The organism is Litchfieldella rifensis, from assembly GCF_042646605.1.
GTDB lineage: Bacteria > Pseudomonadota > Gammaproteobacteria > Pseudomonadales > Halomonadaceae > Litchfieldella > Litchfieldella rifensis.
On the sequence record NZ_JBHRUG010000031.1, the window covers coordinates 441,109 to 453,982 of the forward strand.

At 62.9% G+C, this 12,874-nt stretch carries 10 protein-coding genes; 5 read left to right on the top strand and 5 right to left on the bottom strand.

Going from position 1 to position 12,874, the window contains the following annotated elements; all coding sequences use genetic code 11:
• Positions 1 to 19: 19 nt before the first annotated feature.
• The 3 genes from pyrC to ACFOEV_RS17845 all read right to left on the bottom strand — a co-directional run bounded on the left by pyrC (position 20) and on the right by ACFOEV_RS17845 (position 3,101).
• Complete coding sequence (gene pyrC, locus ACFOEV_RS17835) at positions 20 to 1,066, bottom strand: dihydroorotase (RefSeq protein ID WP_386776230.1); 1,047 nt, start codon at positions 1,064 to 1,066, stop codon at positions 20 to 22.
• Positions 1,067 to 1,149: 83 nt separating this feature from the next.
• The gene (locus ACFOEV_RS17840) at positions 1,150 to 2,385 is read right to left on the bottom strand and encodes a M20 family metallo-hydrolase (RefSeq protein WP_386776231.1); all 1,236 of its coding nucleotides are present in this window, start codon (positions 2,383 to 2,385) and stop codon (positions 1,150 to 1,152) included.
• Positions 2,386 to 2,438: 53 nt separating this feature from the next.
• Positions 2,439 to 3,101, bottom strand: a complete 663-nt coding sequence (locus ACFOEV_RS17845) for a DUF1028 domain-containing protein (protein ID WP_386776232.1) — start codon at positions 3,099 to 3,101, stop codon at positions 2,439 to 2,441.
• A 148-nt stretch (positions 3,102 to 3,249) separates the two neighbouring features.
• Between ACFOEV_RS17845 and ACFOEV_RS17850 the strand changes: the two genes are divergently transcribed.
• From ACFOEV_RS17850 to ACFOEV_RS17870, 5 genes are all read left to right on the top strand, one after another.
• Positions 3,250 to 4,815 (top strand): ABC transporter substrate-binding protein, encoded by a 1,566-nt coding sequence (locus ACFOEV_RS17850; protein WP_386776233.1) that lies wholly within the window; start codon positions 3,250 to 3,252, stop codon positions 4,813 to 4,815.
• Positions 4,816 to 4,887: 72 nt separating this feature from the next.
• Positions 4,888 to 5,835: an ABC transporter permease gene (locus ACFOEV_RS17855; RefSeq protein WP_386776234.1), complete on the top strand. Its 948-nt coding sequence runs from the start codon at positions 4,888 to 4,890 to the stop codon at positions 5,833 to 5,835.
• Entirely contained in the window at positions 5,832 to 7,766 is a 1,935-nt protein-coding gene (locus tag ACFOEV_RS17860) for a dipeptide/oligopeptide/nickel ABC transporter permease/ATP-binding protein (RefSeq protein ID WP_386776235.1), read from the top strand. The genes ACFOEV_RS17855 and ACFOEV_RS17860 overlap by 4 nt, the downstream gene beginning before the upstream one ends.
• On the top strand, positions 7,759 to 8,799 hold the full coding sequence (locus tag ACFOEV_RS17865; RefSeq protein WP_386776236.1) for an ABC transporter ATP-binding protein: 1,041 nt from the start codon (positions 7,759 to 7,761) through the stop codon (positions 8,797 to 8,799). Before ACFOEV_RS17860 ends, ACFOEV_RS17865 begins: the two co-directional genes overlap by 8 nt.
• A complete protein-coding gene (locus ACFOEV_RS17870; RefSeq protein WP_386776237.1) occupies positions 8,799 to 9,635 on the top strand; it encodes a FadR/GntR family transcriptional regulator in 837 nt (278 codons plus the stop codon). The genes ACFOEV_RS17865 and ACFOEV_RS17870 overlap by 1 nt, the downstream gene beginning before the upstream one ends.
• Before the next feature lie 203 nt (positions 9,636 to 9,838).
• Here the strand turns inward: ACFOEV_RS17870 and ACFOEV_RS17875 are convergent, their stop codons facing one another.
• Together ACFOEV_RS17875 and ACFOEV_RS17880 are read right to left on the bottom strand one after the other, a co-directional pair.
• Positions 9,839 to 11,275 carry an MBL fold metallo-hydrolase RNA specificity domain-containing protein gene (locus tag ACFOEV_RS17875; protein WP_386776238.1) on the bottom strand — a complete coding sequence of 479 codons (1,437 nt, stop codon included), beginning with the start codon at positions 11,273 to 11,275 and terminating at the stop codon, positions 9,839 to 9,841.
• 187 nt (positions 11,276 to 11,462) lie between these two features.
• On the bottom strand, positions 11,463 to 12,767 hold the full coding sequence (locus ACFOEV_RS17880; RefSeq protein ID WP_386776239.1) for an O-antigen ligase family protein: 1,305 nt from the start codon (positions 12,765 to 12,767) through the stop codon (positions 11,463 to 11,465).
• Between the last annotated feature and the right edge of the window lie 107 nt (positions 12,768 to 12,874).

Below are 12,874 nucleotides of genomic sequence, written 5' to 3' on the forward strand. Positions count from 1 at the left end.
CGCGCAGCTGTTTCTTCCTTCACTCTTCGTGCAACGCCATCATCTTCCATGGCAAGCTCTCGCCGGCCATCAGCGGTACGATCACGTCGTCGGCATACGTCAGGGTCTCTGGCAGGGTCCACTCCTGGCGTGCGAGGGTGATCTGGCGTGAATTGCGCGGCAGGCCGTAGAAGTCGGGACCGAAGTGGCTGGCAAACCCTTCGAGCTTGTCGAGCGCTCCGGCCTGGTCGAAGGCGGTGGCGTAGAGTTCGATCGCTGCCGGTGCGGTGAAGGCACCGGCACAGCCACAGGCCGACTCCTTGGCACCACGCGCATGCGGGGCACTATCGGTCCCCAGGAAGAACTTGTGACTGCCCGAGATGGCTGCTTCCAGCAGTGCATGGCGATGCGTCTCGCGCTTGAGTACCGGCAGGCAGAAATAATGGGGGCGAATCCCGCCGACCAGCATGTGGTTGCGGTTGAACAACAGATGGTGGGCGGTAATGGTGGCCGCGACATTCGCCGGCGCCTGGCGTACGAATGCTACGGCATCGGCGGTGGTGATGTGTTCGAACACCACCCGAAGATCGGTAAAGCGTTCGAGCAAGGGCGCCATGACTCGCTCGATGAACACTGCCTCGCGGTCGAAGATATCGATCTCGGCGCTGGTCACCTCACCGTGCACCAATAGCGGCATGCCCACCTCGGCCATGGTCTCGATAGCGGCATGGCAATGGCGAATATCCGTCACTCCCGACGCGGAGTTGGTGGTCGCCCCAGCCGGATACAGCTTGACGCCATGTACGATGCCGCTGTCCCTGGCCCGCTCGATTTCCTCGGCCGGCGTCCGATCGGTGAGATACAGCGTCATCAACGGCTCGAAGTCGCTGCCTTCGGGCACCGCCGCCAGAATCCGCTCGCGATAGGCCACAGCCTGGTCGGTGGTGGTCACCGGCGGGGTGAGGTTGGGCATGATGATCGCACGCCCGAACTGGCGAGCACTGTAGGGCACCACCGAGCGCAACGGCTCACCGTCGCGGACATGCAGGTGCCAATCGTCGGGTTGGGTCAGGGTAATCTGGTTCACGGTGCGGGCCTTGATCGGTCGGATAATCTCGCTATTCGAGCGACAAGTATACCGGTTAATGCAACACGATGCGGCCCCGTCACTCATCCTCTTGCTTCGAGCGTCGCCGGCAGATCCTCCAGGAAGCGCATCAGTACCTGTGCGGCGACCTCGGCATCCGCCGCGCTGATAGCCTCGTCGGGATGATGACTCAGGCCATCACGGCAGCGCACGAACAGCATGCCGATATCGGTGAGAGAGTGCATGGCCAGGCCATCGTGGCCAGCCCCACTGAACAACCGGAAGGGAGGCTGGCCGCAGCCCTCGCTGGCCCGCTCCAGCGCCGCGATGATCCATTCGGCGCAGGGCACACCCTCGGCGCGGTAGGTACATTCGATGTCGAGAGCCAGCCCTCGCTCCCGAGCGATATCCGTCACAGCGTCCATGACTTGGCGGGCCCCTTGCTGTCGAATCTCGCCCTGTGGCGATCGCAACTCCAAAGTGAACTCCACAGCGGCGGGAATCACGTTGACCGCGTTGGGCCTGACCTCGAGCTTGCCGACCACGCCGACGAAGTCCTCGATCTCGTTAAGCAGCCGATCCACCTCGACTACCATCCACGCCGCACCGACCAGAGCATCGCGACGCCCCGCCATCGGCGTGGTACCGGCATGACCGGCCTTGCCGATGACTGTCACCCGATGCCGCTCGATCCCGGTTATCGCCGTCACCACACCCACCGGCAGCGCACGCTGTTCGAGCAACGGACCCTGCTCGATATGCACCTCGACGAAGCCCAGGGTCCGCGACGCCTCGCGAGCCAGCCCATCGATCGCCTCGGGGTCGCCACCAAAGTCGCGCAGCGCATCGCGCATGCTCACGTCCTCGGCATCGCGGGCCTCGAGCATGGCGTGATCGAAGTCTCCCGCCAGCGCCTTGCTCCCCACCAGGGTCGACTGAAAGCGAGTCCCCTCCTCGTCACCGAAGGCCACCACCTCGATGCCATAGGGCAGCGTCGTACCGCGATTGGCCAAGGCTTCCAGCGCGACCAGCGGCAATACCACGCCCAGCATGCCGTCATACTTGCCGCCCTCGACCACGGTATCCTGATGCGAGCCGAGAATCAGTGTCGGCTCGCCGGACTGGGCACGCGGGCAACGGCCAACCAGATTGCCGGCCGCGTCCAGCTCGGCGGCAAGCCCGGCGCGATGCATCCAGTGCTCGATCAACGGCAAAACGCGACGGTGCTCGTCGCTGCAGAATGTTCGGGTGACGCCGGGCCCTGGCCACGAACAGTCACCGGCCTGGTCGAGTCGCCTGAGAATCTCCTGTCCCAACATGGCGGAGCTCCTTGTGAGGAATTGATGAGCGGCGCCACGGATACCGGCACAGCTTAGTGGCGATGAGGATCAGCGGCCGTCGGCAACCGCCCGAGAAATGCCTGGAACTCCCGGTCGGCCTGGATGCGCCGATAGAGTCTGCCCAGCACATCCACCGCTCTGACGCCATCGTCGATACGCAGATCCAGCGGCACCCCTCCTTCACACCGAACCTTTAACGCTGCCGACAAGGTTCCACGGATGTCGCCTCCCGCCGCCTGGCCAGCTACCAGGCCGGCCAATAGGGCCTCGGCCAGCCCACGTCGACGATTGGCCAGGAACGCCTGCAGCATCGCCTCGCCCACCAGGGCACTGACCAGCATGTTGCCGGCCACCACCAGATCCGGCTCGCAGCGCAGGAAAACGCTGGCGACATTGTGCTCCCCCGTCCACCCTGAACTGTTGCCGGCGGCATCCATCACCGCCACCTGCCGCCAGCCCGATCCGCGGTCTTCGCCTTGCAGGATGGCAACGGCCGCGGCTGCCGACCGCCCCTCGGCCAACAGCGACAGACCACGTTCGGCCGCCGGGATGCTGGTGCTATACCCCTGGGTGATCACCGCGCCGACACCCGCTAACAGGTGCGGCACGAACCCGCCCACGGCGGGGCCACCGGTGGCTGTGGCGATCCCCAGGGAACCGTCGGTGGGATCTCGCGCCATCAGGGTGAATGTCATTTGCGCATCCGTGGTCGATGTGCCATATCTGAAAGGGCCAATTTATCATGATAATTACAAGAGACTCTCGTAGCGTAGCCACAACCGCTCACACACGGCAAGCACCACAACGACGCAAGCACGAGATCGACGCAAGGAGACAACCAAAATGAAACGCTCACTCAGGCGCATCGCGACCTGGCTGATACCGGCCCTGGCCGCCATGCCGTTCCAGACCCTCGCCCAGACCCCACCCAATGTGCTGGTCGTCGGCCAGGTCGCCGAGCCCAAGTCGCTCGACCCGGCGCAGGTCACGGCGGTCAACGATTTCCGCATCATGATGAATCTCTACGATGGCCTGGTGCGTTACCGCGACGGCACACTCGATGTCGAACCGGCGCTGGCCACCGAATGGGAGATCAGCGACGATGGCACCGTATACACGTTCACCCTGCGCGATGACGTGACCTTCCACGACGGCAGCGCCTTCGATGCCGACGCCGTCGTGTTCAATTTCGAACGCATGCTCGAGGAGGAGCACCCCTACCACGACACCGGTCCTTTCCCGCTGGCCTTCTTTTTCAGTGCCGTGGAGGATGTCGAGGCCACCGGCGAGCATGAAGTCCGGTTCACGCTCAACGAGCCTTATGCCCCCTTCCTGTCGAACCTCGCCTACCCCACCGGCCTGATCGTTTCACCCGCCGCCGTCAAGGAGCATGGCGACGAGTTCGGCCGCCAGCCTTCCGGCACCGGCCCCTTCAAGTTCGAGGAATGGGTCAGCAACAGCCGGGTGGTCGCCTCTCGCAACGAGGACTATTGGGATGGCGCACCGCCGCTCGAAGCCGTGGTCTTCCGGCCGATCACCGATGCCAACACCCGTGTCGCCGAGATGCTGGCCGGCGGCATCGACCTGATGGTCGAGGTCCCTCCCGACAATGTGGCCATGTTCGAAGAAGATCCGCTGTTCAACGTCTACGAACAGGCCGGGCCGCACCTGTGGTTCCTGATCCTCAATCTCAGGGAAGGTCCCTTCACCGATCAACGCATGCGCCAGGCCATCAACTACGCCATCGACAAGCGCGCCCTGGTCGACGACGTCCTGCAGGGCACCGCCGAGGTCGCCGCGGGCCCGACACCGCCCGCCTTCGCCTGGGCCTACAACGAGGAGCTCGACCCCTACCCCCATGACCCCGAGCGCGCCCGTGAACTGATCGGCGAAGCCGGCTTCGAGGGCGCCGAGCTGACGTTCTATGTCACCGAGGGCGGCTCGGGCATGCTCGCCCCGATTCCCATGGGCTCGGCCATCCAGGCCGATCTGGCCGCCGTGGGGCTGGACGTGAAGATCGAAACCTACGAATGGAACACCTTCCTCGGCCAGGTGAACCCGGGGCTCGAGGGCAAGGCCGACATGGCACAGATGGCATGGATGACCAACGACCCGGACACCCTGCCGTTCCTGGCCCTGCGCACCGACGCCATGCCCGATCAGGGGGGCTTCAACTCGGGCTACTACAGCAACCCCGAGGTCGATGACCTACTCGAGCGGGCACGTCGCAGCGTCGACCAGGAGGAACGCGCCGCGCTGTACAAGGAGATGCAGGCGATCGTCCACGAAGATGCGCCCTGGGCCTTCATCGCCAACTGGAAGCAAAACGCGGTGGCCAGTGCCGCTATCGAGAACTTCCAGCTGCAGCCATCGTTCTTCCTGCTGCTGCACGACGTCGCCAAGCCCTGAGGCCAAAAATGCGGCGGGCCCGACGCCTGGAAGACGCCGGGCCCGCCATTCCGCAACCGGGTAGTTCATGTCATGTATCGCTATATCCTGCGCCGCTTGCTGATGACGGTCCCGGTATTGCTGGGGCTCACGGTGATCGTGTTCCTGATCATGTCGCTGATCCCCGGCGACCCGGCACTGGCCATTCTCGGTTCCTACGCCACTCCCGAGAATCTCGCCCGGCTCCGCGCCGAACTGGGGCTCGACTTGCCGTTGCCGCAGCAGTATCTGGTATGGCTGAGCAATATTCTGCAGGGCGACTTCGGCCGCTCCTACACGCTCAATCGCCCGGTACTCGATGAAGTGCTGGAACGCTTTGGCGCGACCCTGATCCTCGCCGGCACGTCGCTGGTGATCTGCGTGGTGATCGGCGCTATCGCCGGCATCGTCTCGGCAGTGCGCCAGTATGGCTGGACGGACCGCATCATCACCCTGCTGGTGCTGGTCGGCATCTCGGTACCGGCCTTCTGGCTGGGCATGCTGATGATCATGCTCTTCGCCGTGGAGCTGCGCTGGCTACCGGTCAGCGGCATGTACGCGATCTACGGTGGTGGCGACTGGCTCGATCTGCTGCGCCATCTGGTGCTGCCAGCCATCGCTCTGGCGGTAGTGGCGGCCGGGGTCATCGCCCGTCTCACACGCTCCAACATGCTCGAGGTGTTACGCCAGGACTATATCCGCACCGCACGCGCCAAGGGCCTCGACGAGCGCCGTGTGGTGTTCGGCCATGCCTTCAAGGTGGCACTGGTCAACCTGATCCCGGTGATCGGCGTCCAGGCCGGCTTCGTGATCGGCGGCGCGGTGTATATCGAGACGGTATTCCAGTGGCCCGGCATCGGCCGCATGCTGGTCAACGCCATCGCCACCCGCGACATCCTGCTGGTCCAGGGCGGCGTGCTGGTGGTGGCTGCCAGCTATGTGCTGTTCAACCTCTGCGCCGACCTGCTGCAACACCTGCTCGACCCGAGGATCAAGGCATGATGGCCTTCATCAAGCTCCTCGCTCGCAACCGCCTGGCGGCGTTCGGCGCCCTGGTATTGCTGCTGCTCCTGGTTCTGGCCCTGGTCACCCCACTACTGCCGCTGCTCGATCCCGATATCACGGCACCGGCCAATCGCCTGCAGCCGCCATTTTCCGCTGGTCACCCCCTCGGCACCGACCAACTCGGTCGTGACATCCTGTCACGCCTGCTGTGGGGCATGCGCGTCAGCCTGGCCGTGGGCATCGCCGCCTCACTGGTCGCCGCTCTGGTCGGCTCGCTGATCGGTATCCTTGCCGGTTATTTCGGCGGCCGCACTGACAATACCCTGATGCGCGGCATCGATATGCTGATGGCGTTTCCCTATATCCTGCTGGCACTGGCCATCGTCGCCGTGCTCGGCCCGGGACTGATGAACGCCCTGTATGCCATCGCCATCGTCAATATCCCGTTCTTCGCCCGCAATATCCGTGGCGTCACGGTCGGCATCGCTCATCGCGAGTTCATCGATGCCGCCCGCCTCTCCGGCAAGGGCGATACCCGGATCCTGGCCAGCGAGATCCTGCCCAATGTGCTGCCGGTCATCGTCATCACCCTGTCGACCACCGTGGGCTGGATGATCCTCGAGACCGCCGGCCTGAGCTTCCTGGGCCTGGGGGCCCAGCCGCCGCAGGCGGACCTCGGCTCGATGCTCGGCGAAGGCCGGCGAATGATGATCAATGCCCCACACGTGGCGACCCTGCCGGGGATCGTCATCTTCATCCTGGTGATGAGCATCAACCTGCTCGGTGACGGCATTCGCGATGCGCTCGACCCGCGACTGAAATCCGGCGCCCTGTCCCGCCCCGCCCCGATGACCCGCATTCGGCGCCGGCAGCGTCAGTCTTCCACCACCGGAAGCACAGCCACTCGGAGCACTGCGCTGCTCAGCGTCGACGACCTGCGCACCGATTTCGAGGTCGGCGACGACACCTATCATGCCGTCAATGGCGTCAGCTTCTCGATCCAGCCCAACGAGTGCTTGGGCCTGGTAGGCGAATCCGGCTCGGGCAAGTCGGTCACGGCGCTGTCGCTGCTGGGTCTGGTCGCCTCGCCACCCGGCGTGATCAGCGGCGGCAACGTGCAGCTCAATACCCATCGCCACCCCCAGCGTGACCTGCTGAGCCTCAAGCCCCGTGCGATACGCCGGATACGCGGCAACGACGTGGCCTATGTGTTCCAGGATCCGCTGTCGACGCTGCACCCGTTGATCAAGGTCGGCGATCAACTCGTCGAAACCATCCGCATTCACCAGCCCCTGTCCCGCCAGGCCGCCCACGAGTTGGCGATCAAGCTGCTGGGGCAAGTACGCATTCCCAATCCCGAGCAGCGTGCCCACCAATACCCGCATGAGCTCTCCGGCGGGATGCGCCAGCGCGTCGGCATCGCCATGGCCCTGGCCAATGATCCCGAACTGATCATCGCCGATGAGCCCACCACGGCGCTGGACGTCACGGTGCAAGCGCAGATTCTGCGGCTGATTCAGCGTCTGCGTGAGGACAAAGGCACCGCGGTGCTGTTCATCACCCACGACTTCGGTGTGGTATCTCAAGTTTGCGACCGTGTCGCGGTCATGTATGCCGGATGCATCGTCGAGATCGGCACGACCCGAGAGATCCTCGACAATCCACGCCATCCCTATACCCGGCGCTTGATCGATTGTGTGCCACGCCTGGGCGAGCCCGACAACGAACCCGCGGCCATTCCCGGCTTGCCTCCGGCCGCCAATGCCTTACCCTCCGGCTGCGCCTTCGCCGAGCGCTGCGACCTCGCCGAAGAGCGCTGTCGCCGGGGCAGTATCGACTTGATCGTCACCGACAGCGACCGGCAGGTACGGTGCATCAAGCCGCTCGGACTGGAAGCTCCGCTCTCGGCAGGAGTCGAACATGACTGAGCCACTCCTCGACATCACGGCACTCACGCGCACCTTCGGCGGCGGCCAACGCTGGTTCGGCGTCGACAAGCCTGGCGTACGCGCGGTACAACAGGTCGACCTGCAGGTCATGCGTGGGGAGACACTGGGTATCGTCGGCGAGTCGGGGTGCGGCAAGTCGACCCTGGCTCGCATGCTGGTGGGCCTCGACCGGCCCACCGACGGGCAGATCCTGTATGGCGGCGAAGACCTTCAGACCATGGTCAAGCGCGACCGTCACGCGCTGTCTCGGCGCATCCAATATGTGTTCCAGGATCCCTTGAGCTCACTCAACCCGCGCATGCGCATCCGCGATATTCTCGCAGCCCCCTTGCGTCATCTACGAGGGCTCACAGGCCAAGCCATGGAGACGCGCCTGGCCGAGCTGATGGACGTGGTCAATCTGCGCCCGGAATTCATTTCTCGCTACCCACATGAATTTTCCGGTGGTCAGGCTCAGCGCATCGGCATCGCCCGAGCACTGGCTGCCGAACCCGAGGTGCTGGTCCTCGACGAGCCGGTCTCGGCACTGGATGTCTCGGTACAGGCCCAGGTCCTCCAACTGCTCAAGCGCCTCAAGGCCGAATTCGACCTGACCTATCTGTTCATCAGCCACGACCTGTCGGTGGTGGAGACTATCAGCGACCGTATTGCCGTGATGTATTTCGGCCGCATCATCGAACAGGCGCCGACATACACACTGTTCCAGACCCCGGCTCATCATTACACTCGGCTGCTGATCGCCAGCGCCCCGGTGCCGGGTGGACCACCCATCATCGCTGAATCCGGCGATGCCGAACTGCCCGATCCCTTGGCGCCCCCTCCCGGCTGCGCCTTCGCCCCGCGCTGCCCTCGGGCCAGCGAGGTCTGCAGGCGCCAATTGCCACCACTGGAATCGTTACCTCGTCAGCCGGCTGCGGAGGCACCTGACACCCACCGGGTAGCCTGTCTGTTTCCGGCCCGAGGCCCGCTCACCCGCGCGCCCCAGCCATCGACACCCAACGAGATATCTTGATGACACAACCCCGTCGCCTACTGACCACTAACCAACGCCGCAAGCGCACCGAGATCATCGGAGACGCCCTCAAGGACTTCATTGCCCAGCAAGGGCTGCGCCCCGGTGACCGCCTGCCCCAGGAGCACCACCTGATCGAAGCGCTGGGCGCTTCCAAAGGCACCATCCGCGAGGCCTTGCGTGCCCTCGAATCCCAGGGATTGATCCAGACTCGCACCGGTCCCCAGGGCGGGACCTTCATCACCGAGGTCAGCGCCGAGCGCACCCTGGAACTACTCAGCAATTACTTCTTCTTTCGCCCTCCGACCATTCACAACATCTACGAGATTCGCAAGCAGCTCGAACCCGCACTGGTCGAAAGCATCACGGATCTGCTGGATGAAAACGCCTTCCAACGTCTGGAAGGGGTAATGGCATTCTATGACCATCCGCCGCTGTCGCTCGAAGAGGAGCGAACTCAACGCATGAAGGAGCTGGAATTCCACCTGGTCCTGGTGGAGTACTGCCCGAACCCCTTGATGGCCATGATGTGTCGTTTTCCCCTCGAATTGCTGATGAACCTCACCGTCTGCCAGCGCATCTACAATCAGCCCTATCCGGAGCTGCGGCACAAGGGCCTGAACTACCAGAGCCGACTGCTGGAAGCATTGCGCCGATGGGATGCCGGTGCCGCACGCGACATCATGGCCGAGCACATGCAGGCCGCCCAGCAGCTCATGGAAGCTCGTGAAGCGATGCTGGTCAGGGAGTTTCTCAAGGTCGGCAAGGCAGACGGCCAGGATCACAGTGCCGAATACCTGGCATTGCGGGCCTACCGGCCCACCCCGCGAGATTAGGGGATCAAAGTAACGTCGTATGGTCGAGCGCAGACAGTTTTCAGACAAAGGAAGCGCTGAATAAACCGACGAGCATGTTCAAGCGCAAGGCGCACGGAGCACAGGAACCGGAGCCTATGGGGTATAGGTGAGGATTCCGCGCACCGCGCAACGCAGCGATTGAACAGCGCAGGCATTTATTCAGTGTTTCCCAAAGCGTTGTGTCACTCCGGCACCACGACATCCAGGTCACGACCATGCTCGACGGCCATGGCCAGCAACGCTTTCTGAAGAGCCTGCTTGGCTTCCCCATCGCCATGCACCAAGCGCACCTCGCGTGGCCAGGGCCTCATGCGGCCGATGAAGTGCAATAGATCGCGCTGATCGGCATGTGCCGAATAGCCGCTCAGACTCTCGACGCCGGCACGGATGGTGTAGCGCTGGCCATCCAGTTCCACCCAGCCGCCCTTCGGGCCATATTGCTGAATGGCCCGTCCCGGCGTCCCCGCCGCTTGATAGCCGACGAACAGTACGTTGTGGCGCGGCTCCCCGAGCATCGCCTTCAGATAGTTGACGATCCGCCCACCGGCCGCCATGCCGCTGGCGGCGATGACCACCGCTGGACGCAGGCTCTCGGTCAGATAGGCCACGGTCCGCTCGTGTTCCTGATGCGAGTTAACGGTATAAAGGCTGTCGAAATCCAGAGGATGGCGCCCAACACGCACCCGTCGATGAGCTTCCTCATCCCAGAAAGGTTCCAACTCGCGATAGACCCGCGTGAAACGCGACGCCAACGGCGAGTCGACGATGATCTCGAGACGATCCCAGTGTGCCGCCGAATCGTCTCCTCTTGCTCGGGCACGATGGATGATGCCTTCCAGTTCGTAGAGCAGTTCCTGGGTACGGCCGATACTGAATGCTGGAATCAGCACGGTCCCGCCATCGGCCAGGGCTCGTTCGATCGCGGCTTGCAAGCGTGCCCGACGATGGCGTCGGTCCTCATGTCGGCGGTTCCCATAGGTGCTCTCCAGCACCACCACATCAGCGCTGTGCGGTGATTCTGGGGCCGACAACAATGGTGAATACGGTGCTCCCAGGTCACCGGAAAACACGACGCGTTGCGCGAGCTGGCTCAGCTTATCGAAGACGTCCACCTCGACATAAGCCGAACCGAGGATATGCCCTGCACGCTGCAGTCTGACCTTGACCCTCAGCCGATCGTCATCGATCAGCACATGCCACACACGGTATGCCAAGGGAATGATCTGCTTGCCAACGCGCTCCAGGAAGCGCTCGATCAATTCACGATCGTGGGTAAACCCCACGCGCAAGGCATCCTCGATCACCAGCGGTAACAATCTGGCCGACGGCTGGCTGCACAGGATTGGCCCGTCGAAGCCGGCGGAGAGTAAGTAGGGCAAACGGCCGATATGATCGATGTGCACGTGGGTTACCACCAACGCCCACACGCCTTCCAGTGGGAACTCGATACGGTGGCGTGACAAGCTACCCCCGCCATTGCCCACTTCATCGCCTTGGAACAAACCGCAATCGACCAGCAGCGAGCGGTTATTATCGACATGCAACTGATGACAACTGCCGGTTACGCCGTCTACGGCGCCGTGATGTGTGAAACGTGGAGTAAAGCGGACGTCCGGCATGGCCAACTCCCTTTGGCGGTCACTTTACTAGCCAATCCAACTTTTTATTTAATCAACCCTAGCCTCGTGCTGCGAGCAACGAAAGCCACGACAGAAAACACCCGCAGCCCGCAGCCCGCAGCCCGCAGCCCGCAGCCCGCAGCCCGCAGCCCGCAGCCCGCAGCCCGCAGCCCGCAGCCCGCAGCCATTATGCACTTATGGCGTACTCAGCAATTTTCCCTTTAAGTACCGCCCAGAGTCCTACGCTCAGCCCCAAATAGCCTGCCAACCCACGCACATCGCGCAGCATCGACTGGGTCAGCCCGAAATCGATGAAGGCCACCGGAATCAGCACACCAGCCAGTGCGAGTGCACGAATATCGGGATCGGGATGCCGGAGGAACCGAGCAAACAAGTACAACGGCATTCCATACAACATGCCCAGCGTCATCAGCCCCAGCATGCCTCGGCGAGCTGCCGTGTCGATGATATCGCTATGCAGCTGATCATGCTCGCTGGCACTCCCAGCCAGGGTTCCTTCGGCCACCATCTCGTCACGGGCAGCCTCCATACGTCCCTCACCCCAGCCTAACAGAGGGGCTTGCGAAAACAGTACCACTCCCCCTCGCCACAGTTCCAGGCGCACCCCTACCGAACCATTTGTGCTTTCTCCAGTCCAGTACTGCTGCACGTCAGCTACCGTCTCGGCTAACCGCTGCGTCACACCCGACTGCGGTAACAACGCCACCAACAGCACAAGGCCAAGGATCGCGCCCCCAGTCAGACGAAGATACAACTTGGACAACACCTCACGATAGGTCCGAAAAATCAGCAACAACAGCAACGGCATCGCGATCCAGCCCCCTCGCGTACCGGAAAGCAACGATGCCGTCGTGCCAGCCAATACGGCAGCCAAGGCCAAGTACAGCCAAATGGCATGAAAGTTGCGATTCCACCGCTGGCATTCCATTAGCCATAACAGTGCAACCAACGACAAGACTCCCATCAGCAAGGACAGGTTGCCAAACGGAATCGAATTGATGCCATTGCTGGCACGATCATGACCCAACACCCACCGCTCAAAAAGCGCAATGGCTCCCACAGCCAATGCGGCACAGCCAACACTTAGCCACCAGCTTTTTATCGAAGGTGGATAGCGACGCAGCCAGATCAATAGCAATATCGCCAAGAGCGGCCACAGCGGTAACGCCACCCCTTGGTTCTCCTCACCAACCGGCCAATAGCCGGTGCGCCATACATCCAGCAGCCATACCCCACTAAATGCCAGAAGCGCCAGACACCATCCCCCATCCTGGACATCAAGGCCCCATGATCGGCTCCCGGAGCGAGGAAAAGCAGCCCAGCCCATCAGCGCCACTATCGCCACCAAGAGCGGCACCACCGCATACCCCCAAGGCACCACAATCAACAGCGCCACAAAGGCGAACAGCAACCAGGTATTAAGTCGCTGCCAAACGGAAGACACCGGCAAATATTTCCCATCCACCATCATGGACTCGTATCCTGCGATGAACTGGTATGTTGGATCCCGCCAGCATTTTATAGCGTAATACCGTGCACGGCACCAGCCAAGCCGGCAGAGCTTCTCTCCAGAAACAG